Source organism: Hydrogenophaga sp., from assembly GCF_019635465.1.
In the GTDB taxonomy this organism is placed as follows: Bacteria; Pseudomonadota; Gammaproteobacteria; order Burkholderiales; family Burkholderiaceae_C; genus Hydrogenophaga.
The window spans coordinates 161,404-183,871 of sequence record NZ_JAHBZK010000004.1 but is presented as its reverse complement, the minus strand read 5'-3'; the positions used below and the strand labels follow the sequence as shown (position 1 = coordinate 183,871).

22 protein-coding genes are annotated in these 22,468 nt (G+C 67.9%); 17 read left to right on the top strand and 5 right to left on the bottom strand.

The annotated features are described in order from the left end of the window. Positions 1 to 42 precede the first annotated feature (42 nt). From KF871_RS05075 to KF871_RS05055, 5 genes are read left to right on the top strand one after another with little or no spacing between them, the layout of a single operon-like run. Positions 43 to 672, top strand: coding sequence for a DUF3305 domain-containing protein (locus tag KF871_RS05075; RefSeq protein WP_291139037.1), 630 nt, complete (start codon positions 43 to 45; stop codon positions 670 to 672). Between the two features lies 1 nt (position 673). Next, positions 674 to 1,285 carry a DUF3306 domain-containing protein gene (locus KF871_RS05070; RefSeq protein ID WP_291139035.1) on the top strand — a complete coding sequence of 204 codons (612 nt, stop codon included), beginning with the start codon at positions 674 to 676 and terminating at the stop codon, positions 1,283 to 1,285. Further along, entirely contained in the window at positions 1,212 to 3,314 is a 2,103-nt protein-coding gene (locus tag KF871_RS05065; protein WP_291139032.1) for a 4Fe-4S binding protein, read from the top strand. The genes KF871_RS05070 and KF871_RS05065 overlap by 74 nt, the downstream gene beginning before the upstream one ends. Before the next feature lie 11 nt (positions 3,315 to 3,325). Beyond that, positions 3,326 to 3,943, top strand: coding sequence for a molecular chaperone (locus KF871_RS05060; RefSeq protein WP_291139030.1), 618 nt, complete (start codon positions 3,326 to 3,328; stop codon positions 3,941 to 3,943). Positions 3,944 to 3,960: 17 nt separating this feature from the next. Then, positions 3,961 to 4,263, top strand: a complete 303-nt coding sequence (locus tag KF871_RS05055; RefSeq protein ID WP_291139028.1) for a DUF1330 domain-containing protein — start codon at positions 3,961 to 3,963, stop codon at positions 4,261 to 4,263. Between the two features lie 9 nt (positions 4,264 to 4,272). On the opposite strand, the gene KF871_RS05050 is transcribed toward KF871_RS05055, so the two are convergent. After that, positions 4,273 to 6,366, bottom strand: coding sequence for a cache domain-containing protein (locus KF871_RS05050; RefSeq protein WP_367172037.1), 2,094 nt, complete (start codon positions 6,364 to 6,366; stop codon positions 4,273 to 4,275). After that, positions 6,363 to 7,742 (bottom strand): sigma-54 dependent transcriptional regulator, encoded by a 1,380-nt coding sequence (locus KF871_RS05045; RefSeq protein WP_291139026.1) that lies wholly within the window; start codon positions 7,740 to 7,742, stop codon positions 6,363 to 6,365. The genes KF871_RS05050 and KF871_RS05045 overlap by 4 nt, the downstream gene beginning before the upstream one ends. A 443-nt stretch (positions 7,743 to 8,185) precedes the next feature. On the opposite strand from KF871_RS05045, the gene KF871_RS05040 reads away from it, so the two are divergent. From KF871_RS05040 to KF871_RS04995, 10 genes are all read left to right on the top strand, one after another. Further along, complete coding sequence (locus KF871_RS05040; protein WP_291139024.1) at positions 8,186 to 8,413, top strand: formate dehydrogenase; 228 nt, start codon at positions 8,186 to 8,188, stop codon at positions 8,411 to 8,413. 94 nt (positions 8,414 to 8,507) lie between these two features. Then, positions 8,508 to 11,474 (top strand): formate dehydrogenase subunit alpha, encoded by a 2,967-nt coding sequence (locus tag KF871_RS05035; RefSeq protein ID WP_291139022.1) that lies wholly within the window; start codon positions 8,508 to 8,510, stop codon positions 11,472 to 11,474. Positions 11,475 to 11,489: 15 nt separating this feature from the next. Continuing rightward, positions 11,490 to 12,092, top strand: coding sequence for a formate dehydrogenase FDH3 subunit beta (fdh3B, locus tag KF871_RS05030; RefSeq protein ID WP_291139020.1), 603 nt, complete (start codon positions 11,490 to 11,492; stop codon positions 12,090 to 12,092). Continuing rightward, a complete protein-coding gene (locus KF871_RS05025; protein WP_291139018.1) occupies positions 12,092 to 12,340 on the top strand; it encodes a hypothetical protein in 249 nt (82 codons plus the stop codon). The genes fdh3B and KF871_RS05025 overlap by 1 nt, the downstream gene beginning before the upstream one ends. A gap of 10 nt (positions 12,341 to 12,350) precedes the next feature. After that, complete coding sequence (locus KF871_RS05020; RefSeq protein WP_291139016.1) at positions 12,351 to 13,550, top strand: formate dehydrogenase subunit gamma; 1,200 nt, start codon at positions 12,351 to 12,353, stop codon at positions 13,548 to 13,550. A gap of 28 nt (positions 13,551 to 13,578) precedes the next feature. Beyond that, the gene (locus KF871_RS05015) at positions 13,579 to 13,872 is read left to right on the top strand and encodes a hypothetical protein (RefSeq protein WP_291139015.1); all 294 of its coding nucleotides are present in this window, start codon (positions 13,579 to 13,581) and stop codon (positions 13,870 to 13,872) included. A 96-nt stretch (positions 13,873 to 13,968) separates the two neighbouring features. Next, positions 13,969 to 14,862: a formate dehydrogenase accessory sulfurtransferase FdhD gene (locus KF871_RS05010; protein ID WP_291139012.1), complete on the top strand. Its 894-nt coding sequence runs from the start codon at positions 13,969 to 13,971 to the stop codon at positions 14,860 to 14,862. 49 nt (positions 14,863 to 14,911) lie between these two features. Next, positions 14,912 to 15,544 carry a uracil phosphoribosyltransferase gene (gene upp / locus KF871_RS05005; protein WP_291139010.1) on the top strand — a complete coding sequence of 211 codons (633 nt, stop codon included), beginning with the start codon at positions 14,912 to 14,914 and terminating at the stop codon, positions 15,542 to 15,544. A gap of 170 nt (positions 15,545 to 15,714) precedes the next feature. After that, positions 15,715 to 18,240 (top strand): FtsX-like permease family protein, encoded by a 2,526-nt coding sequence (locus KF871_RS05000; RefSeq protein WP_291139008.1) that lies wholly within the window; start codon positions 15,715 to 15,717, stop codon positions 18,238 to 18,240. A gap of 38 nt (positions 18,241 to 18,278) precedes the next feature. After that, entirely contained in the window at positions 18,279 to 18,683 is a 405-nt protein-coding gene (locus KF871_RS04995) for a group II truncated hemoglobin (protein WP_291139248.1), read from the top strand. Positions 18,684 to 18,728: 45 nt separating this feature from the next. Here KF871_RS04995 and KF871_RS04990 read toward each other — a convergent pair whose 3' ends face one another. From KF871_RS04990 to radC, 3 genes are read right to left on the bottom strand one after another with little or no spacing between them, the layout of a single operon-like run. Further along, a complete protein-coding gene (locus KF871_RS04990) occupies positions 18,729 to 19,604 on the bottom strand; it encodes a DUF3047 domain-containing protein (RefSeq protein ID WP_291139007.1) in 876 nt (291 codons plus the stop codon). After that, positions 19,601 to 20,236 (bottom strand): Smr/MutS family protein, encoded by a 636-nt coding sequence (locus KF871_RS04985; RefSeq protein WP_291139005.1) that lies wholly within the window; start codon positions 20,234 to 20,236, stop codon positions 19,601 to 19,603. The genes KF871_RS04990 and KF871_RS04985 overlap by 4 nt, the downstream gene beginning before the upstream one ends. Positions 20,237 to 20,279: 43 nt before the next feature. Then, on the bottom strand, positions 20,280 to 20,972 hold the full coding sequence (radC, locus tag KF871_RS04980) for a DNA repair protein RadC (RefSeq protein WP_291139003.1): 693 nt from the start codon (positions 20,970 to 20,972) through the stop codon (positions 20,280 to 20,282). An 86-nt stretch (positions 20,973 to 21,058) separates the two neighbouring features. Here radC and KF871_RS04975 point away from each other — a divergent pair, with 86 nt between their 5' ends. Further along, positions 21,059 to 21,505, top strand: coding sequence for an FKBP-type peptidyl-prolyl cis-trans isomerase (locus tag KF871_RS04975; RefSeq protein ID WP_291139001.1), 447 nt, complete (start codon positions 21,059 to 21,061; stop codon positions 21,503 to 21,505). Then, on the top strand, positions 21,505 to 22,443 hold the full coding sequence (gene ispH, locus KF871_RS04970; protein WP_291138999.1) for a 4-hydroxy-3-methylbut-2-enyl diphosphate reductase: 939 nt from the start codon (positions 21,505 to 21,507) through the stop codon (positions 22,441 to 22,443). The genes KF871_RS04975 and ispH overlap by 1 nt, the downstream gene beginning before the upstream one ends. The last annotated feature ends 25 nt before the right edge of the window (positions 22,444 to 22,468 follow it).

Here is a 22,468-nt window from a genome sequence, read left to right as displayed (position 1 = left end):
ATTCATACCGGGTGGGGTGATGACGTACAGTCTCCCCCTCATATGCATGCTCACCATACGTCCCTGTCCACGCGGCAGCGTCCGGCGATCGAAGTCGACGTCGTGATGCGGCGCGAACCGGTGGCCGGCGCCATGGCGCGCTGGCAACCGTGGCGTTGGGTGCTTGCCGACGTGATGCTGCACGCGGCGCCCGAAGAGACCTTGCTGCTCGAGCGCGACGAACGCCACGAGCCGCAAGCGGTCGAGCCCATCGACGGCGGCGCGTCAGCGCCCGGCAGCAGCCACTGGTTGTTTCCGCGCTTTCGGGTGGAGCTGTTTCGCGACGACGCCGAGGGCTACTACCTCAACGTGAACAGCCCGCAGCCGTGTTTCTGGGTCATGTGGCGGCTCGACGAGGAGCGGCTGCTCGACGACGAGCCGGTGGCGGTGCCGCAGATCGTCACGCTGAGCTACCACGACGCCGGCCGCTGGCTCGACGCACAGGAACGCGTGGACCAGGTGCCCGCGCCCGACGAGGTGATCGACTGGATGCGCAGCTTCGTCGACGCCACCTACGTGCCCGAACCCAAGAAGCGCAAGCGCCCGGACAGTTTCAAACCCCTGACGGACCGTTTCGGTCAGCCGGTGCGCATCTCCACCGAGAAGCGCCGCGGCGGCCCCGACGGACACTGACATGGCGCAGGACGACGAAGGCTTTCTGTCGCGCTGGTCGCGACGCAAACAGGCCCAGCGCAGCGGCCAGCCGGTGGCCGATCAACCGCTCGACCCAGTGCAGCCGATCGCACCCCCCTCGCGCGTGCAGGGTGCAAGCCCAGCGACCGTCACCACACCAGTGGCCGACGGCCCGGTTGCCGAGCCCCCACCCGAGGCGCCGCCACCGACCCTGCAAGAGGCCGAGCAACTCACACCCGAATCCGACTTCCGCCGCTTTGTTGGCAGCGACGTGCCCAGCGAGGTGCGCAACGCCGCAGTGAAGAAACTGTTTGCCGACCCGCACTTCAACGTGATGGACGGCCTGGACATCTACATCGACGACTACAGCCTGCCCAGCCCGTTGTCGAAAGTGGAGATGGCCAAGATGGTTGGCGCGCAATTCCTCAAGCTCGTCGACGACCCCGAAGAACCGAAGAAGACCGAGGCATCCGCACCTCAGGCGCCCGACACGGGTGCCGTGGCGCAGACCAGCGGCGACGCACCCACCCCTTCCCACGATGACCACGCTGATCTGCAACTGCAACCAGACCCTGCCCCTGGACGCCAAGACCCTGGGCGAGGTGCTGGATGAAGACCTGAAGCCACACACTACGCTGTGCCGGCGCGATGCGCCCGCCTTCCAGCGCGCGTGTCGCAGCAGCGACGAACTGGTGGTGGCCTGCACGCAGGAGAGCCGCCTGTTCACCGAACTGTCGGCGCAGACCGAGGGCGCGGTCGCGCTCGACGTGCGCCCGATCCGCTTCGTGAACCTGCGCGAAACCGGCGGCTGGGGTCGCGAGGGCAAGGCCGCCACACCCAAGATGGCGGCGTTGCTCGCGGCCGCGCGCCTGCCCGAGCCCGAGCCGGTGCCCACCGTCACCTACCGCAGCGCCGGGCGCACGCTGATCATCGGCGCGCTCGACCAGGCCGAGGCCTTTGCGGCGCGCGTGAGCGACGTGCTCGATGTCAGCCTGCTGGCCCAGGGTGGGCGTGGGCAGCAAGCGCGCCAGTGGCCGGTGCTGGCGGGCGAGCTCGCGTCGGTGCAGGGTTGGCTGGGTGCGTTCGATGTGAGCTGGCGCAGCCACAACCCGATCGACCTTGACCTGTGCACCCGCTGCAACGCCTGCGTGGCTGCGTGCCCTGAAGGCGCCATCGGCCTGGACTACCAGATCGACATGGGCAAGTGCCGCAGCCACCGCGACTGTGTGAAGGCCTGCGAGGCCGTGGGCGCGATCAACTTCCAGCGCGAGCCGGTGGTGCACGCGGATCGCTTCGACATCGTGATCGACCTTCGCGCCGAACCGGCCTTTGCCCAGCACGCGCATCCCCAGGGGTACTTCCACCTGCCCGGTGGCCTGCACAGCGACGCCGGCATTGAAGCCCTGGTGCGCGTGCGCGACCTGGTGGGCGAGTTCGACAAGCCCAAGTTCTTTCAATACAAGCAAAAGCTCTGCGCCCACGGCCGCAACGAGACCGTGGGTTGCGACGCCTGCGTGCAGGTCTGCTCGGCGTTGGCGATCCGCAGCGAGGTCGAGCGCCAGCAGATCGCCGTCAATCCGAATCTCTGTGTGGGTTGCGGCGCCTGCACCACCGTGTGCCCGACCGGTGCGCTGAGCTACGCCTACCCGCGCGCCAGCGAACAGGGCGTGAAGCTGCGCACCGTGCTCGGCACCTTCGCCCGCGCCGGTGGCCAGGACGCCGCCTTGCTGCTGCACGGACAGACCGCAGGCACCGCGCTGATCGACGCGCTGGGCCGCGAGGCCATGCTTCGACCCAAGGCGGTCAAGGGCGTGCCGGCGCGGGTAATTCCGTTGCCGCTGTGGCACACCGCCTCGGTGGGGCTGGACCTGTGGCTGACCGCCTTCGCCTACGGTGCTTCGCAGGTGTGGGTGCTGATGACCGACGAGGACGCGCCGCAGTACGTGGACGCGGTGCGCGAGCAGATGGCGGTGGCCCAGGCCATCGTCAATGGCCTGGGCTACAGCGGCACGCACTTCCGCGTGATCCGCGCCGATGACGTGGGCACGCTCGACGCGCAGCTGGCTTCACCGCCCGCGCAAGGCGTGCGCCGCCGGGCCAGCTTTGCGGTGCAGGCCGACAAGCGCGCCACGCTGGAGCTCGCGCTCGACCATCTGCTGCAGGACAGCGCCACGCTGACGCGCCAGAGCGAGGTGGTGGCCTTGCCGGCGGCCTCGCCCTTCGGCGCCGTCGCCGTCAACGCCGACGCCTGCACCTTGTGCCTGAGTTGCGTCAGCGCCTGCCCCGCGAGTGCGTTGCTCGACAACACCGAGCGCCCGCAACTGCGCTTTGTCGAGAAGAACTGCGTGCAGTGCGGCCTGTGCGTGAGCACCTGCCCCGAAGACGCCATCACCCTGCAGCCGCGCCTGGTGCTGAGCGAAGCGCGCAAGCAGCCTCAGGTGATCAACGAAGCCCAACCCTATTCTTGTGTGCGCTGCGGGCGACCCTTTGGCACGCTCAAGGGCATCGAGGCCATGCTGGGCCGCCTGGCCGGCCACTCGATGTTCCAGGGCGAGGCCCTGGAGCGGCTGAAGATGTGCGGCGACTGCCGTGTCGTCGACATCTATTCCAACCCGGGCGAGGCCCGCATCACCGATCTTTGAGAGACCGCGCCATGATGGAACGCATCCCCGTGTCCTCCACGCTCGACGAGGAAACCGCCCGCGCCGAGGTCTATGGCCTGTTGGCAGCGCTGTACTACGCGCCGCCGTCGCCCGACCTGTTGAGCCAGTTGCGAGTGGCCGTGACCGAAGCGCCGGCGGCGGGCGCCTTCCTCGAAGACACCTGGCGCAACGTGGTGGCCACCGCGCGCGACTTGAGCGACGCGCAGATTGCCGACGAGTACGACACCCTGTTCGGCGGCGTCGGCAAGCCCGAGGTCTTTCTCTACGGCTCGCACTACCTCAGCGGCTTTCTCAACGACAAACCGCTGGCGCGTTTGCGCAGCGACCTGGCCGAGCTGGGCCTGGCGCGCGACGACACCATGTCCGAAACCGAGGACCACGTGGCCTACGTGTGCGAGGTGATGCGCTACCTGATCGCCGGCGACGACGTCGAGGTGGCCAACCTCACGCGCCAGCGCGAGTTCTTCTCGACCCACGTGCAGACCTGGGTGCCACAGCTGTGCGACACCCTGACGGCGCAACCGCGGGCGCGGTTCTATGCGGCGCTGGCCGCGTTCACAGCCGCTTTCATCGGCGTCGAGGCACAGGGCTTCGACCTGCTGGTCTGAGCCGCAACGGAGACACCATGACCAAGGCCTACTGGATCGCCCGCGGCGAAGTGCACGACATGGAGCAGTACAAGAAGTACCTGCAGGCCAACGCCGAACCCTTCCGCCAGTTCGGGGCAAAGTTCCTCGTGCGCGGTGGCCGCTACGAATGCCTGGAAGGCAGCGCGCGCAGCCGCAACGTGTTGATCGAGTTTCCGTCGTACGAGCAGGCCATGGCCTGCTACCACTCGCCCGCCTACCAGGCCGCGATCCAGCACCGCCTGCCGGTCTCCGAGATCGATCTCATCATCATCGAAGGCTACGACGGTCCCCAGCCCTGAGCCTTCGGCTCAGTGCGCCCCGGGTCGCCCGTCGTTCGTGCGCGCGGCACCTGGCGCGCGCGGTTCGGTGAACAGCGTCACCGTGAACACCGCGCCATGCACGCCGTCGGCGCGATGTCCGGCGGCGATGTGTCCGCCATAGCGTTCCAGCAGCCCCTGGCTGATCCACAGACCCAGGCCGTTGCCATCGTTCTTGGTGGTGAAGAACGGCCGGAACAGCCGCTCCAGCGTGGCGTCCGAGAGGCCTGTGCCGCTGTCGATCACCTGCAGTTCGGCCCCGCCGTCGATGTCGCACGTCTGCAGGCGCAGCTCGCCGCCGTCGGGCATGGCCTGGATGGCGTTGATGAGCAGGTTGATGATGACCTGCTGCAGCTCCTGCCGGTTGATGCCGACCCGGTGCGTGGCGGCATCCTCGCGCTGCACGCGGATGCCCGTCTTGGCCAGCAGATGGCCCACCAGCACCAGGCAGTCGTCCAGCGCCTGGCGCAGGTCGAGCGCATCGACGTAGCCCGCGTACTCGGTGGGTCGCGCGTACTGCAGCAACTGCGTGACGATGATGCGCATGCGCTCGATCTGCTGGTCCAGCAACGACAGCTCGCCACGCACCGGCGCCACCTGCGCCCCCAGGGTGTCGCGCACCAGATCGAGGTTGCCCTGCATCACCGCAATGGGGTTGTTGATTTCGTGCGCGATGCTGGCGGTGAGCTGGCCAATGGCAGCCAGTTTCTCGCTCTTGACCAGCTGCTGCTGGGCCAGTTGCAACGAGGCATTGCTGGCCTGCAGCTCCTGTGTGCGCTCGGCCACCTTGTGGTCGAGCTCGTCGGCCCAGCGCTGCAGGGCCGCGGTCTTGTCGTCGATGACGTCGAGCAACTGGTCGAGGTGCCCCGCCAGCGCGCCGAGTTCGTCGCGCGCGCGCAGCTCGCCGACGCGGGCGTCGCCCTGGCCTTGTTCCACGCGCTGCATGGTGAGGTTCATCTGCTGCACCGGCTCGAAAATGCTGCGCGCCCAGCGCAGCGAGAACCAGGCCGAGGAGGCCATCACCGCACCGAAGATCAGCGCGATGAGCGCGAGCATGGCGTAGCGCATGAAGCGAAACGGCGCTTCGGTGAAGCCCACGTAGAGCATGCCGATGCGTTGCCCCGCCGTGTCGAGCAAGGGTTCATAGGCCGAGACGTACCAGTCGTTGACCACGAAGGCCAGGTCCAGCCAGGTCTGGCCCTGACCGAGCACGGTGTCGCGCACCGCCTGCGACACCCGCGTGCCAATGGCCCGGCGGTCCTGGAACAGGCGCACGTTGGTGGTGATGCGCACATCGTCCAGGAACAGGGTGGCCGTGCCCTGGCTGTCGAACGGCAACGAGCCCGCGGGGTACACGACGCGGTTGATGTGGTCGATGAAGTCCAGGTTCTGGTTGAGCAGCAGGCCGCCGCTGAGCAGGCCAAGGTGGCGGCCCTGGCCGTCGACCACCGGCAGCGTGGTCTGCGCCACCATGGCGCGGTCTTCGGTGCGCCGCTCGCTGGGGCTGGCATTGCGCGTGGCCACCAGGGCGATGTCCAGGCGCGACGCCAGGTGCGGCGCCACCGAGCGCAGCGACTGGTTGTCGAGCAGCAGCAGGCGCGCCTTGGCGCGGTCGCGCTGCGTCTGCAGCGAATCGGCCAGGGCGCGCGGCAAGGGGGGCAGGGGTTCGCGCTTGTCCTGCAGGCTCAGGCCCGTGGGCGCGCCGCGGGCGATGGGGCGGCCCAGCGTGTCGTAGAGCACCAGAAAGTCCAGCCCCAGACGCTCGCGCTCTTCGGCCAGGTGGGTCTGCAGGCGGTCAATGGCTCGCTCGTCGCCCTGGCGCAGCGCCTCGGCCAGCGCGCGCGAATCGGCCACGCCCAGCGTGCCCGAGCCGATTTCGATCAGCACCTGGTCGAAGTAGCCCTGGGCGACGGCCAGGTCGCTGCGCACCTTGGTGATGAGCAGCCGGTCGTAGGCCTGCGTGCTCCAGATGGCCAGCGCCAGCACCAGCAGCGGAAACGCCACCAGCAAGGGCAGCAAGGCCATGGCCAGCAGCTTGTTGCGCACCGAGGTGGCCAGCCACCCGGGGGTGCGCCACCAGCTCAAGCCTGGCCCCACTCGGCCACGCGGCGCTCCAGCGTGCGGCGTGAGACGCCCAGCAGATGGGCCGCACGCGTCTTGTCGCCCTGCACCGAATCGAGCACGGAGAGGATGTGCATCTTCTCCAGCGAGTGCAGATCGATCGGTCGGTCGTCGGGCAGGCTGCGCGGGCTGCCCGGGTAGAGCGCCGAGACGTTGAGGCTGCCCAGGATCAGCGAACGTTCGATCAGGTTGCGCAGCTCGCGCACGTTGCCGGGCCAGTTGTACTGGCGCAGAAAGTCCATCTCCTGCTCGCTGATGGCCAGGGGCTCGGCGCCCAGCGTTGGCGCCAGCTGCGCCATGAAGTGGGCCACCAGGGCGGGGATGTCGTCCTTGTGCTCGCGCAGGGGCGGCAGCGTCAGCTCCACCACCTGCAGCCGGAAGTACAGGTCCTTGCGGAACCGGTCCTCGGCCACCTCCTGGCTGAGCTGGCGGTTGGTGGCGGCCACGATGCGCAGGTTCACCGGCACCAGTTGCTCGCTGCCCACGGGGCGGATGCGCAGATCCTCGATGGCGCGCAGCAGCGTGGCCTGGATCGGCAGCGGCAACTCCGACACCTCGTCCAGGAAGAGGGTGCCACCCTGTGCGTAGTGGAACAGGCCATCGCGCGAACGCGTGGCGCCGGTGAAGGCACCCTTGGCGTGGCCGAACAATTCGCTCTCGATCAGCTCCGGCGAGACGGCGGCACAGTTCACCGGTACGAAGGGCCCACCGGCGCGTGCGCTGCGCGCGTGCAGCTCGCGCGCCACCAGCTCCTTGCCCGTCCCCGATTCGCCTTGCAGCAGCACCGTGCTGTCGACCGCGGCCACGCGCTCGAGCGAGGCACGCAGTGTTCGCAGCGGCGCCGACTCGCCCACCAGGGCGGCCCGGTGCACCGGCGTGTGGGCCACGGCCCGGCGCAGCACGAAGTTCTCGCGGCGCAACTTGGCGCGTTCGTGGCACTGCTTGATCGCGTTGAGGATCTGAGGCACCCGAAACGGCTTGAGGATGAAGTCCGATGCGCCAGCGCGCAGGGCTTCGATGGCGGTGTCGAGGTCGGCGAATGCGGTGATCAGGATCACCTCGCCGGTGTAGCCCTGCTCGCGCAGCTCCTTGAGCCACTCCACGCCGCTTTTGCCGGGCAGCGAGATGTCGAGCACCACCAGGTCGACGCGGTGGCCGCGCAACCATTCGGCGCCTTCTTCGGCACTGGTCGCGCTCATGACGAAGTGGCATCGCGGGGCCAGTGTCTTGACCAGGAAGTTGAGCATGCCCTGCTCGTCGTCGACGATCAGGATCGACCAGTCGGGCCAGCCTTCGAGCTGTCGATCGGTGTTGGGCGGTGAAGAAATCGGTGTGTCCACGGCCGCGATTCTAGGAACGAGGTCGATCAATTCACTCGGACATTGGCGCATTTCCGACGCCGCTGCACAGCGCGACGGTGGTTGTTGTCGATGCCACCACGCGACAAGTTGTCGCAAAAAGCCGCGACAGGCTGGCCGGTGACGGCGACAACGAGAACCAAAGTAATGAGGGTTCACCCGAGGTAGTGTGGCGGCATCCCGCCTGGCACCGCATGCGCGCTGACACTGGCAGCGAAGGCAATGGCTGGCACGCTTCTGGCTATCAAATGCGGAGCGCGCGTGGCCCAGGGGTTCGCCGGCCGCGCCGGCGGGTCATGCTGCTGTGCAGCGAAACGCAATACCCCACCGAGTCGAGTTGCACCGCCTCGGGGCGCGCAGTAGATTCCAGCGGTATGCAAGAAATCCACACGTGCCGTGTGGCCCTTGCGAACCTGGAGACACGCATGAAAGACACCCCACGCTCCGGTGACGGCCCGACCCGGCTGAACCGTCGCACCGTGTTCGCGGGCGCCACCACGGTGGGCGCCCTGGCCGCTGTCGCTGCGGTACTGCCCCGCGGCGAAGCCCCGGGTGCCGAGCAGGCCGCCGGTGCTGCGCCCAAGCCCGAGCGCGGCGGCGGGTACTCGCTGAGCGAGCACGTCCAGCACTACTACCGCACGGCGCGCATCTGAGCCGCTGCGGCCCCACCGAGTCCCCCACGAAACGTCCCGCCGGCCCGCAAGGCTTGCCCCAATGGGCGCGCCACGGCCTCCCAGGAGACACACCATGTTGCTGACCAAGAAATCCACCTCTGCCGCTGGCGGCGTATCGCGCGCCCACAGCGGCCTCGTGCAGAACCTGCAGCGCGGTCTGGCCGCCGCCCTGCCCACGGTCGATCGCCGTGCCTTCCTGCGCCGCTCGGGTCTCGGCCTGGGTGTCGGCCTGGCTGCCACGCAGCTCACGCTGGTGAAGAAGGCCCGTGCCGCCGAGGGCAAGTCGATCGACGGCACCGGCAAGATCGAGGTCAAGCGCACCGTGTGCTCGCACTGCTCGGTGGGTTGCGCGTCCGACGCCATCGTCGAGAACGGCGTCTGGGTGCGCCAGGAGCCGGTGTTCGATTCGCCCATCAACATGGGTGCGCACTGCGCCAAGGGCGCTGCGCTGCGTGAGCACGGCCACGGCGAGTACCGCCTGCGTTACCCCATGAAGCTGGTCAACGGCAAGTACCAGCGCATCAGCTGGGACGAGGCCTACGACGGCATCGTGGCCAAGATGAAGGCGCTGCGCGAAGCCAGCGGCCCGGACTCGGTGTACTTCGTGGGCTCGTCCAAGCACAACAACGAACAGTCGTACCTGATGCGCAAGTTCGTGAGCTTCTGGGGCACCAACAACTGCGACCACCAGGCCCGCATCTGCCACTCGACCACGGTGGCCGGTGTGGCCAACACCTGGGGCTACGGTGCGATGACCAACTCGTACAACGACATGCAGAACAGCAAGTGCGCGTTGTACATCGGCTCCAACGCCGCTGAAGCCCACCCGGTGTCGCTGCTGCACATGCTCCACTCCAAGGAGATGGGCTGCAAGATGATCGTGGTCGACCCGCGCTTCACCCGCACCGCGGCCAAGGCCGACGAGTACGTGCGCATCCGCTCCGGCACCGACATTCCCTTCCTGTTCGGCCTGCTGTACCACGTCTTCAAAAACGGCTGGGAAGACAAGAAGTACATCAACGACCGTGTCTATGGCATGGAGGCCGTCAAGGCCGAAGTGCTCGCCAAGTGGACGCCCGACAAGGTGGAAGAGGCCTGCGGCGTCAAGGAAGACCAGATGTTCAAGGTCGCCAAGATGATGGCCGAGGCCAAGCCGGCCACCATCGTCTGGTGCATGGGCCAGACGCAACACACCATCGGCAACGCCATGGTCCGTGCCTCGTGCATCCTGCAGCTCGCGCTGGGCAACATCGGCAAGAGCGGCGGCGGTACCAACATCTTCCGTGGCCACGACAACGTGCAGGGCGCCACCGACATCGGCCCCAACCCCGACTCGCTGCCCGGCTACTACGGCGTGGCCGAAGGCTCCTGGAAGCACTTTGCCAAGGTCTGGGGCGTCGAATTCGACTGGATCAAGTCGCAGTTCGCCGAGGGCATGATCTCCAAGCCCGGCATCACCGTCTCGCGCTGGATCGACGGTGTGCTCGAGAAGAACGAACTGATCGACCAGGACTCGAACATCCGCGGCATGTTCTTCTGGGGCCACGCACCCAACTCGCAATCGCGTGGCCTGGAAATGAAGCGCGCAATGGACAAGCTCGACCTGCTGGTCGTGATCGATCCGTACCCGTCGGCCACCGCTTCGATGGCGGCCATGCCTGGCAAGGCCGAAGACCTCAACCCCAACCGCGAGGTCTACCTGCTGCCGGCGGCCACGCAGTTCGAGACCTACGGCTCGGTGACGGCCTCCAACCGCTCCATCCAATGGCGTGAAGCGGTGATCGAGCCGCTGTGGGAGAGCCGCAGCGACCACATGATCATGTACGAGCTGGCGCAGAAGCTGGGCTTTGCCGAGCAGCTGTGCAAGAACTACAAGATGACCAAGGTCAAGGGTCGCGACGAGCCGGTGATCGAGGACATCCTGCGCGAAGTGAACCGCGGCGTCTGGACCATCGGCTACACCGGGCAGACGCCAGAGCGCCTGAAGGCCCACATGCGCAACATGGGTGCTTTCGACGTCAAGTCGCTCAAGTGCAAGGGCAAGGTGGTCGACAAGGAGACCGGCTACGACCTCAGCGGCGACTACTTCGGCCTGCCGTGGCCCTGCTTCGGTACCGCCGAGATCAAGCACCCGGGCTCGCCCAACCTGTACAGCACCGAGCGCCACGTCATGGACGGTGGCGGCAACTTCCGCGCCAACTTCGGCGTGGAGCGCGACGGTGTGAGCCTGCTGGCCGAAGACGGCTCGCACTCGGTGGGCGCGGAGATCACCACCGGCTACCCCGAGTTCGACCACGTGCTGCTCAAGAAGCTGGGCTGGTGGGACGACCTGACCGATGCAGAGAAGCAGGCTGCCGAAGGCAAGAACTGGAAAACCGACCTCTCCGGCGGTATCCAGCGCGTGTGCATGAAACACGGCTGCCACCCCTTCGGCAACGCCAAGGCGCGCGCGGTGGTCTGGAACTTCCCCGATGCCATTCCGCAGCACCGCGAGCCGATCTACGGCACGCGACCGGACCTGGTGGCCAAGTACCCCAGCCACGACGACCAGAAGACCCGCTGGCGCCTGCCCATCCTCTACAAGTCGCTGCAGAGCAAGAACGTCGAGGACAAGCTGTACGAGAAATTCCCGCTGATCATGACCTCGGGCCGCTTGGTCGAGTACGAAGGCGGTGGCGAGGAAACCCGCTCCAACCCCTGGTTGGCCGAGCTGCAGCAAAGCATGTTCGTCGAGCTCAACCCTGCGGCGGCCGCGCAGCGTGGCATCCACAACGGTGAGCAGGTCTGGGTGAGCACGCCGACCGGTGCGCGCATCAAGGTGCAGGCGCTGGTGACCGAGCGGGTCGCGCCCGACACCGTGTTCCTGCCGTTCCACTTCTCGGGCCACTGGCAGGGCGCCGACATGAAACCGTACTACCCCGACGGCGCCTACCCGGTGGTGCGCGGCGAGGCGGTGAACACGGCCACGACCTACGGCTACGACATCGTGACGATGATGCAGGAAACCAAGACGACGATCTGCAACGTCGAAAAAGCGTAAAGGCAGGAGACCACCATGGCACGCATGAAATTCATCTGTGACGCCGAGCGCTGCATCGAGTGCAACGGCTGCGTCACCGCCTGCAAGAACGAACACGAGGTCCCCTGGGGCGTCAACCGCCGCCGCGTGATCACGCTCAACGACGGTGTGCCGGGCGAGAAATCGATCTCGGTGGCCTGCATGCACTGCAGCGACGCGCCCTGCATGGCGGTCTGCCCGGTCAGTTGCTTCTACCGCACCGACGAAGGCGTGGTGCTGCACGACAAGGACGTCTGCATCGGCTGTGGCTACTGCTCCTACGCCTGCCCCTTCGGCGCACCGCAGTTCCCGTCGCAAGGCACCTTCGGTGTGCGCGGCAAGATGGACAAGTGCACCTTCTGCGCTGGCGGCCCCGAAGCCAACGGCAGCCAGAGCGAGTTCGAGAAGTACGGGCGCAACCGCCTGGCCGAGGGCAAGCTGCCGGCCTGTGCCGAGATGTGCTCGACCAAGGCCCTGATCGCCGGCGACGGTGATGTGGTGGCCGACATCTTCCGTCAACGGGTCCTCACGCGCGGCAAGGGTGCCGAGGTGTGGGGTTGGGGCACCGCCTACGGCACAGCACAAGGACAGAAATCGTGATGAAGCGCCTGACCCTCTCCACCTTCGCGATCGCTGCCCTGCTGGGCCTGGCCGCCTGCGGCGACAAGCCGCAGGAAATGAGCGCCACCGGCGTCAAGCAAGACAGCGCTGCCTACACCGGCGTCGGCCAGAGCCAGTACGTCCAGACCGGCTGGTCCAGCGGCGACAAGAGCACCTGGGAGCAGCAGCTCAAGGCGCGCGCCCAGTACGGCATGAACGACTACCAGCGCATCGGCGCTCAAAAGTGAGGTCCCCGACATGACCAAGCACCTGCTGAGCACGCGCTGGCGCGTCTGGCTCGCGGCTGTCCTGCTGGGTCTGGGCAGCACCTGGGCCAGCGCCCAGGCGGCCAAGCCCGCCGCCATGGACGACCCCGTGCCGACGCAAAAGGCGGCCCCCGCCGAGCAAGGCGGCATCAAGAGCCAGAACATCTTCGACATCCGCCCCGACGCGGACACCGACCCGAACTACGCCAACCAGACCAATGGCGAGCGCCGTGTGGTCCAGCCCGGCAACAACGCGCCTATGTGGCGCGACGTGCACAAGGGCGTGACGGGCACCTCCAGCCTGCCGTACCCCGAGGTCGGCAACCTGATCCAGGGCCAGGTGCAGTACCCCGGCTCACGCCTGACCACGGCCGGCGAGGCCTGGCGCCAGGTGCGCAACAACTGGATCGTGCCCTACGGCGGCTCGCTGCTGCTGATCGTGGTGGTGGCGATCGCGCTGTTCTATTTCGCCAAGGGCACCATCGAACTGCACGGCGCAGAGACCGGGCGCAAGATCGAACGCTTCACCCACTTCGAGCGCGCGGCCCACTGGGTCAACGCCATTGCCTTCGTGGTGCTGGCGCTCTCGGGCATCGTGATGGCCTTCGGCAAGTTCTTCCTGCTGCCGGTGATTGGCAGCACACTGTTTGGCTGGCTGACGTATGCCCTCAAGAACGCGCACAACTTCGTCGGCCCGCTGTTCGTGGTGTCGCTGATCGTGGTGTTCCTCACCTTCGTGCGCGACAACCTGCCCAGCAAGGACGACATCACCTGGCTGCTCAAGGGCGGTGGCCTGTTCGGTGGTCAGGAGGTGCCCTCGCACCGCTTCAATGCTGGCGAGAAAGTGCTGTTCTGGGCGGGCGTGTTCCTGCTGGGCGCCCTGGTGGCCGGCTCGGGCGTGTTCCTGGACAAGATCGTGCCGGGCGTTGAATTCACCCGCGCCAACATGCAGGTGGCGCACATGATCCACGCCAGCGCCGCGGTGCTGATGATGGCCGCCTTCATTGGCCACATCTACATGGGCACGTTGGGCATGCGCGGTGCTTACAGTGCCATGAAGACCGGCTACGTCGACGAGACCTGGGCCAAGGAGCACCACGAGCTCTGGTACGACGACATCAAGGCCGGCAAGATCCCGGCGCAGCGCAGTGGCACCAAGGCCGCCCCCGAGGGCGAGCCCGCCAAGGCCTGACACCCAGCAGACACAGGAGACGACTGTCATGAAAAAACACCTGTTGCTCGCCGCCCTCATGGGGCTGGCCATTACGGCCCAGGCCAAGCTGCCGGCGCCCGCGCCGCTGAGCCCGGAAGCTGCGGCCAAGGCCGACGAAGCCAAGGCCAAGACGGCCCACGGCGCCAAGGTGGCGGCCTACCAACTGTGCAAGGCGCAGGACAAGGCGGCGGCCAACTTCTTCAAGAACGCTTCGTCAATGGGCAAGCCGGCCCAGGCGTCAGCTGGCGCGCCCGCCTGCGCCGACCCGGGGCCGTTTGTCTACACGGCACCCAAGAGCTGAGCCCGATCGGGTTCAAACACCGAGAGGCCCTTCGCGGGCCTCTTTGTTTGTGGCGTGTTCGCTGCATGCGCGAACGCCAAGCGACATACTCCGCCCATGACCGCAGACCCCTCCACCATCGCGGCCGCGCGCAAACCCATGCGCCAACCGCTGCTCACCGTCGCCAGTGCGCCGCTGACCGAACAGGTCGAGGTGCGCAACGAGTACGGCGAGTCCACCACGGTGCACATTCCGGCCGAGCGCGACCTCACGGTGTACGTCGACAAGCGCGAGCTGGTCACGCTCATGACCCTGGGCGCGCACCCGGAGTGGCTCACCCTGGGTTACCTGCTCAATCAGCGGCTCATCGCCTCCATCGAGGAGGTCGAGTCGGTCACCGTCGACTGGGACGTGAACGCCGCCAGCGTCAAGACGCGCAAGGGCATTGATCGCATCGAAGAACGCACGGCGCGCCGCGTGGTCACCACGGGTTGCGGGCAGGGCAGTGTGTTCGGCGGCCTGATGGACGAGCTCGATCGCATCGAACTGCCCGAAGGGGTGCTGCGCCAATCGCAGCTCTACGCCATCGTCAACGCCATCCGCCTGAAGGAAAGCACTTACAAGTCGGCGGGCTCGGTGCACGCCTGCGCGCTGTTTCGCGGCACCGAGCTGGCGCTGTTCGTCGAAGACGTGGGCCGCCACAACGCGGTCGACACCATCGCCGGCTGGCTGGCCTTGCAGCAAGAGCCGGTGCGCGACAGCGGCGACATGCTCGACAAGGTTTTCTACACGACGGGGCGCCTGACCAGCGAGATGGTGATCAAGAGCGCCCAGATGGGGGTGGCCGCGGTCATCTCGCGCAGCGGCATCACGCAGATGGGGCTGCAGGTGGCGCGCCGCGTGGGCCTGTGCGCGGTGGGTCGGGCCACCAACCGGCACTTCCTGTGCTACGCCAACCCGCAGCGCCTGATGCTCGACGACATTCCGCCCCCGGCGCCAGCGCGCGCCTAGTGCCATGACACTAGACTCGGCCATCCCATTGCATTTGCGCTGACCGACCATGAGCCGAGACGTCCACCTGATTGCCCACCCCCTGGTGCAGCACAAGCTGACCCTGATGCGTCGCAAGGACACCAGCACCAAGAGCTTTCGCGAGCTGGTGCACGAACTGAGTGCCTTGCTGGCCTACGAACTGACACGCGACATGCCCATGCAGGAGATCGACATCGAGACCCCGCTGGAGCCGATGAAATCGCGCGTGATCGACGGCAAGAAGATCGTGCTCGCCTCGATCCTGCGTGCCGGCAACGGCTTTCTCGACGGCATGCTGCAGGTCATCCCGGGCGCGCGCGTGGGCCACGTCGGTCTGTACCGCGACCCGGCCACGCTCAAGGCGGTGGAGTACTACTTCAAGATGCCGCAGGACATGCACGAGCGCGACGTGATCGTGCTCGACCCCATGCTCGCCACTGGCAACTCGGCGGTGGCGGCGGTTGACCGCCTCAAGAAGACGAACCCGCGCTCGATCCGCTTCGTCTGCCTGGTGACCTGCCCCGAAGGCCTCAAGACCTTCCACGACGCGCACCCCGATGTGCCGGTCTACACGCCGGCCATCGACCGCGGGCTCAACGAGCACGGCTACATCGTGCCGGGGTTGGGCGACGCAGGCGACCGCATCTTCGGCACGAAGTAGGGCCACCCCCCGCGCCGCGCCTGCGGCGCGTCACCCCCCTGGAAGGGGGGCAGCGCCAGCGGCCCGGCAAAGCCGGTTCCGCGGCGCTCTCGAAGGGGATCGTGGCATTCGCAGGGCGCGTGGTGTCCTCGACCGGGACAGGCTTTGCGTGCTGCGCTATCGTGCGGGCCATGTCTTCCGCTCCCTCTTTCTGGACCCTGGGCTGGACCTCGCTCAAGCGCGACTGGCGCGCGGGTGAGTTGCGTTTGTTGGTGTTGGCGGTCACGCTGGCGGTGGCGGCGCTGACGGCGGTGGGTTTTTTTGCCGATCGCCTCCAAGGTGGGCTGGCTCGCGACGCGCGGGCGCTCATCGGAGGCGACGCGGTGGTGGTGGCCGACAAGGCGCCACCAGCCGAGTTCGAGGCCCGCGCCCATGCGCGCGGCCTGCAGACCGCGCAGGTGCTGGGCTTTCCGACCATGGGCCGCGCACCCGATGAGGCAGGCGGCGCGGCCCGCCTGGTGGCGCTGAAGGCGGTGGCCGCAGGCTACCCCTTGCGCGGCAGCCTGCGCGTGGCCGATGCACCCGATGCGCCTGACGCGCCCACGCGCGACATCCCGGCCCGCGGCACCGCCTGGGTGGACGCGTCGCTGCTGTCCCAGCTCGATCTGCGCATCGGCCAGACGCTGCTGCTGGGCGACACCAGCTTTACCCTGGCCAAGGTGCTCACCATTGAGCCCGATCGGGGGGCGGGTTTTCTCAGCTTTGCGCCGCGCGTGATGATCCACCGCGACGATCTGGCCGCCACCGGCCTGGTGCAGCCGGCGAGTCGCATCACCTACCGGTTGGCTGTGGCCGGGCCCGACGCCGCGGTGGCCGACTTTTCGCGCTGGGCGGCCGAGTCGATCGAGCGAATGCATTTGCGCGGCATGCGCCTGGAGACGCTGGACGCAGGCCAGCCGCAGATGGAACAGACGCTGGCGCGTGCCGAGAAGTTCTTGAACCTGGTGGCGCTGCTGGCCGCCTTGTTGTGCGCGGTGGCGGTGGCCATTGCAGCGCGCGGCTTTGCGCAAAGGCACTTGGACGACTGCGCCATGCTGCGCGTGCTGGGCCTGCCGCAGGCCACCATGGCCCGGGCCTACACCGTCGAGTTCGCGCTCACCGGCCTGCTGGCCAGCGCCCTGGGCGTGTTCCTGGGCTGGGTGGTTCACCACGGTTTCGTGCTGTTGCTCGCGGGCCTGGTGGACGCCAACCTGCCGGCGCCCTCGGCGGCGCCGGTGCTTCTGGGCCTGGGCATGGGGCTCACGCTGATGTTCGCCTTCGGCCTGCCGCCGGTGCTGCAACTCGCGCGTGTGCCGCCCTTGCGCGTGATCCGGCGCGATGTCGGCCAGCTCAAACCCGCCACGCTGGCGGTGCTGGGGCTGGGCGTCGCCGGGTTTGCCGCCTTGCTGCTCGCGGCCAGCCGCGACATCGTGCTGGGCGGTATCGCTGTGGGCGGATTCGCAGCGGCCGTGGCCGTCTTCGCGCTGGTGAGCTATGGCGCCGTGCGGCTGCTGCGCGCCAGCGTCAATGAAACCACGGCGCCGCGCGCCCTGGTCATGGCCACGCGGCAGGTGTGCGCACGACCGGCCTTTGCGGTGGTGCAGATCAGCGCGCTGGCGGTGGGCCTGCTGGCGTTGGTACTGCTGGTGCTGCTGCGCACCGATCTGATCCAGAGCTGGCGCGATGCAACGCCGCCCGATGCGCCCAACCGCTTCGTCATCAACGTGCAGCCCGAACAGGCCGAACCGTTTCAACAAGCCCTGCGCGACGCCGGCGTGCAGCGCTATGACTGGTTCCCGATGATCCGTGGCCGCCTTGTGGCCATCAACGGCCAGTCTGTGCAACCAGAGCAGTTCGCAACCGAACGCGGCAAGCGACTGGCCGAGCGCGAGTTCAACCTCTCGCACACCGCCGAGCTTCCGGCGCACAACCGGGTGGCGGCCGGTCGCTGGACGCCGGAGGAGGCCGATGGCCTGAGCGTCGAACAAGGCCTGGCCAATGAGCTGGGCCTCAAGCTCGGCGACCAGCTCGACTTCGACATTGCCGGGCAGATCTTGCCGCGAAAGGTCACCAGCGTGCGCGAGGTCGACTGGACGTCCATGCGCGTCAATTTCTTTGTGCTCTACCCGGTCTCGCAGATGCCCGACGTGCCGCTGACCTACATCAGCGCCTACCGGGCGCCCGATCGCGCGGGGTTCGACAACGACCTGGTGCGTGCCTTCCCCAACATCACCAACGTGGACATGACGCAGACCATTGCCCAGTTGCAGCGCGTGCTGGGCCAGGTGATCGGTGCGGTGGAGTTTTTGTTTGCCTTCACGTTGGCGGCCGGGCTGGTGGTGCTGCTGGCCGCGGTGACCGCCACGCGCAGCGAGCGCGAGCGCGAGTTCGCCATCCTGCGTGCGGTGGGTGCCGGCTCCGGCCTGTTGCGCCAGGTGCAACGCGTCGAGTTGCTCGGCGTCGGCATGCTGGCGGGTTTTCTGGCCTCGGTGGTGGCGGTGGCGGTGGGCTGGGCCCTGGCACGCTACGCCTTCGACTTCAGCTGGACCGCGCAGCCCTGGGTGCCCCTGGCCGGCGCATTGGCGGGTGCCTTGCTGGCGCTGGCAGCGGGCTGGTGGGGCCTGCGCAGCGTGCTGCGCACACCGGTGGTTGAAACCCTGCGCAAAGCCGCCACCTGAACTTCAGTCAGCCCGAATCTCCCATGGCCGAATCCATCCTGAACCTCGAAGAAAAGCCGCCGTTCGACACACCATTCGAATGGATCGGCGGCGAAGCCCGCGTGCGTGCCCTGGTCGATCGCTTCTACGACCTCATGGACATCGAGCCCGGCTACCGCGAGCTGCGCGCGGTGCACGGCAACACGCTCGACGGCGCGCGCGACAAGCTGTTCTGGTTTCTGTGCGGCTGGCTCGGCGGCCCTGAGCACTACACCTCGCGCTTTGGCCATCCGCGCCTGCGCATGCGCCACATGCCGTTCGCCATCGGCATCCGCCAGCGCGATCAGTGGCTGGCCTGCATGGACCAGGCCATGGGTGAGACGGGTGTGGACCCGGCCTTGCGCGAGCGCCTCAAGCGCAGCTTCTTCCAGACCGCTGACTGGATGCGCAACAGCCCGGGGTGAAGGCCCACATGGTGGCAGTGGGCGGTGCCGGGCAGATCCGGCCGATCATCCCGCGAACGACGCGCCTGTGCGCAGCGACAGCGGCCCGAACCAGGCCTGTGCATCGGCGCCGGTGTTGTTGCTGTCGGTCATGATGCCCAGCCCGGTGAGGGGGCCGGGCGGGGTGCCGAAGGCCTGTTGGAAGTCGCGCCACACATCGCGCTCGTGCTCCACCCATTGGTGCAGACGGCCAGGGCCCTGCTGCACCACCAGTTTGCGGATGCGGCGCGTGTGCGGGTTGTCGATCACTGCGCCCACGGGCTCGCGGTTGTCCCAGACGTACATCAGGCTCGAGTCGGGCAGCGGCTCGCCCGTCACCAGCTGCACCAGGTTCGACAGCATGTGGTCGCGCTGCGTCCAGCCCGAGTGGTCGCCATCGAAGGACAGGATGATCCGCACCACGGCGTCGTCGGTGGTTTTGTCGCGCAGATTGGCCTCGGGAAGCAGCGCGGGCACCCACCAGGAAAAGCGCAGGCGGGTGCCAGGCTGCAGTGGCTTCGGCTGCAAGGGCAGGCGCAAAGTGCTGTTGCCGGCGTGACTCACCGCATGAACGGCCGGGCGGCCTTCGCGTTGCGTGGGGCTGTAATCGGTGGGGCGCCGGTTGCCGTAGCGGTAGTGCGTCCACTCACCCGCAGCGTGCATGCCGTCCAGGTCGGTGGCACGGGCCCAGGCCGATCGCGCGAGGGCGTCGTCCTGCGGCTGTGGTCCGGGTGGGCTGGCGCAGCCCGCCAGCGCAGTGGCGCCGGCCGACAGCAGCCAGCGCCGGCGTGACCAGGGGGTGGGGAGGGGCGCCTCGGCGTTGAGCATGCGCACATGATGCCCGCTTGGCGTGACGCGGGTTTGACGTTCGTCCCCTGCGTGGGTGAACAGGCCGTTGTTCACGCCGGGCGCAGCAGCACCACCAGCGCGCCGGCACCGCCCTCGGCCGGCCGCGCCTGCACGAAGGCCATGACCTCCTTCTTCTGCACCAGCCAGCGCAGCACGCGGCCCTTGAGCACCGGCGTGCGGCCCGGCGAGCCCAGGCCCTTGCCATGCACCACCCGCACGCAGCGCAGCCCGTGCTGGTGACTCTCACGCACGAAGCGGCCCAGGGCTTCGCGGGCCTCGTCGATGCGAAGACCATGCAGATCGATGGCGGCCTGGATGGCCCAGCGCCCTTCGCGCAGCTTGCGCACCACATCGGGCCCGAGCCCTGGTCGGCGATAGCTCAGCAGTTCGTCGGTGTGCAGCAGGGTCTCGACGTCGAACTCATCGGACAGGGCTTCGCGCATGACCGCGGCTTCGTCGCGCTCGCGCTGCAGCGGGCGCGGCTCGGGCCGGGGCGGGAACTGCTCGACCCGGCCATGTGGGGCAAGTGGCTGCACCGGCCCCACCGCGCGCTGGAACAGGTGCCGTTCGCGCTCGCGGCGCTGCTGTGCCAGGCGTTCGGCTTCGCGGGCCGCCGCTTCTTGCGCTCGGCGTTCGGCCAGGCGCTGGGCGATCGACTTGAGTTCGCTGAGTCCGTGCGCTTTCATGAGCGCGATTGTGTCGCGCCCGCCGACCGAGCGTGATGCGGGGCTACATAAGCCCGAGTTGCGCCAGCGATGCGGTGCGCTCGCGTGTCACCACCAGGTGGTCGAGCACCTTGACCCCCACCAGCGCCAGCGCATCGCGCAGGCTGCGGGTAAGGGTGACGTCGGACGCCGACGGCTCGGCGACGCCGCTGGGGTGGTTGTGGGCCAGCACCACGGCCGCGGCGTGGTGGTGCAGGGCCCGCAGCACCACCTCGCGGGGGTAGACGCTGGCCTGGCCGAGCGTGCCGCGAAACAGTTCCTCGAAGGCGATCAGCCGGTGCTGGCTGTCCAGCAGCAGCAGGGCAAACACCTCGTGGGTGCGTTCGCCGAGCTGCAGCCGCAGGAAGTCGGCGGCCGCCGCCGGGTCGTTGAGCAGGTCGCGCTGGCGCAGGGGTTGGGCCAGCGCCCGGCGCGCGATTTCCATCACCGCCGCGATCTCGGCGCGCTTGGCCGGCCCCAGGCCCTTGACGGCCGACAGGTCGCTCACCTCGCGCGAGAGCAGGCCGGCGATGCCGCCAAAGGTGTCCAGCAGCTCCTGCGCCATCTGCAGCACATGCTTGCCGGCCATGCCGGTGCGCAGCAGCAGCGCCAGCAGTTCCGCGTCGCTGAGGGCGGCGGGACCGCGCGCGAGCAGCTTTTCGCGCGGTCGCGCGTCTTGTGGCAGGCCCATGAGCCCGGCCCGCTGATGGCTTTGCATGTGTTTCCTCCCCGATCCGGGGCGCTTTCTACAATACGCGGTTCGCGCATCCTCCCCGGGGTGCACAGCGCCCAACCGGTTTTCACATGTCCGTCGTCCAGCCCGGCTCCTTCCTCACCCTGCACTACCGCATGTCCGATGCGCAGGGCGCGGTCATCATCGACACCTTCAACGGCCAGCCCGCCACGCTCAGCCTGGGCCAGGGCGAGCTGTCGCCCGCCATCGAGCAGCGCCTGCTCGGGTTGAACGAAGGCACACGCACGGTGATCGAGCTGGCCGCCGGCGAGGCTTTTGGCGAGCGCCAGCCCGACATGGTTCAGTGGGTGGCGCGCAAGCTGCTCGACCAGCTCGGCGACCCGCTGGAGCAGTACGCGGTGGGCGACGTGGTGCAGTTCCCCACGCCCGACGGCCTGGGCAACTACGCTGGTGCGGTGCGCGAAGTGCGGGCCGACGGCGCAGTGCTGTTCGATTTCAATCACCCGCTCGCCGGTCAGCCGGTGCGGTTTGAAGTGCAATTGATCGGTGTTCTTTGATGAGCCAGCTGCACGACGTCATCCTTGCCGAGCCGCGCGGCTTTTGCGCCGGCGTGGACCGCGCCATCGACATCGTCGAGCGCGCGCTGGCCAAGTTCGGCGCGCCAATCTACGTGCGCCACGAAATCGTGCACAACACCTATGTGGTCAACGACCTCAAGGCCAAGGGCGCCATCTTCATCGAGGAACTCGACGACGTGCCACCCGGCGCCACGCTGGTGTTCTCGGCGCACGGCGTGAGCCAGGCGGTGCAGCGCGAGGCGGCGGCACGGGGTTTTCGCATCTTCGACGCCACCTGTCCGCTGGTGACCAAGGTGCACGTCGAGGTGGCCAAGCTGCACCGCGAGGGCTACGAGTTCATCATGATCGGCCACAAGGGTCACCCCGAGGTCGAAGGCACCATGGGCCAGCTCGACAGTGGCATTCACCTGGTGGAAGACGTGGCCGACGTGGCGCAAGTGCAGCCGGCGCAAAGCGACAAGCTGGCGGTGGTCACGCAGACCACGCTGTCGGTGGACGACGCGGCCGAGATCCTGACGGCGGTCAAGGCGCGCTTTCCACAGGTGCGCGAGCCCAAGCAGCAGGACATCTGCTACGCCACCCAGAACCGCCAGGACGCGGTCAAGCTGATCAGTGCGCAGGTGGACGTGGTCATCGTGGTCGGCAGCCCCACCAGCTCCAACAGCAACCGCTTGCGCGAACTGGCGGTCAAGCTCGGTACGCCGGGCCACATGGTCGACAGCGCCGATGAGTTGCGCTCCGAATGGTTCGAAGGCAAGTCCCGCGTGGGCCTGACCGCTGGCGCCTCGGCGCCCGAGGTGCTGGTGCAGCAGGTGATCGAACGCCTCAAGGCCATGGGAGCGATCTCGGTGCGCTCGATGGATGGCCTGACCGAGACCGTCAAGTTCCCGCTGCCCAAGGGCCTCAAGCTCGACTGAGCGCTCGACCGTTTTTTTACCCTCG